Below are 650 nucleotides of genomic sequence, written 5' to 3' on the forward strand. Positions count from 1 at the left end.
CAGCGCGAAGCGCGATAGCCCCAAGGAACAAGCCTCAATCCATCAGCTGTTGCGATAGATAGACATAGTGGCGGGCCCAGCGACGGGCGTTGGCGACAGGGTCGGCGTCGTTGGAGTGGCCGCCGGCCGTGTCCTCATAATAGAGGTGGTCATACCCCATATCGCCCAGGCGCGCGGCGAACTTGCGCGCATGGCCGGGGTGGACCCGGTCGTCGCGCGTATTGGTGGTCAGATAGATGCGCGGATAGGGCTGGCCCGGACGGAGTTGCTGATAGGCGGAATATTTCGCGATCCACTCGGCTTCTTCAGGGGTGCGTGGGTCGCCGTATTCACCGATCCACGACGCCCCGGCCGGCAACTCGTGATAGCGCAGCATGTCCACCAGCGGGCTTTCGATCACCGCCGCATTGAACAGTTCGGGGTGCTGGGTGATCGACACGCTGGTCAGGACGCCGCCGTTCGACCGGCCATAGATGCCAAGGCGACGCGGGCTGGTGATCCCGCGCTGTTCCAGATCACGCGCCACGGCGGCGAAGTCGTCAAAGGCCTTCTGACGATCGCCGTCCAAGGCCGCCTGGTGCCAGTCGGGGCCGAACTCGCCGCCGCCGCGGATGTTGGCCTGGACGAAGACGCCGCCCCGCTCCAGCCAC

At 65.7% G+C, this 650-nt stretch carries 1 protein-coding gene; it reads right to left on the bottom strand.

Going from position 1 to position 650, the window contains the following annotated elements; translation table 11 throughout:
• Positions 1 to 34 precede the first annotated feature (34 nt).
• The coding region (locus B3T77_RS09750) for a prolyl oligopeptidase family serine peptidase (protein ID WP_292079159.1) at positions 35 to 650 on the bottom strand (616 nt) is incomplete at its 5' end.

It is taken from the genome of Brevundimonas sp. UBA7838, assembly GCF_002500885.1.
Classification (GTDB): Bacteria; Pseudomonadota; Alphaproteobacteria; order Caulobacterales; family Caulobacteraceae; genus Brevundimonas; species Brevundimonas vesicularis_C.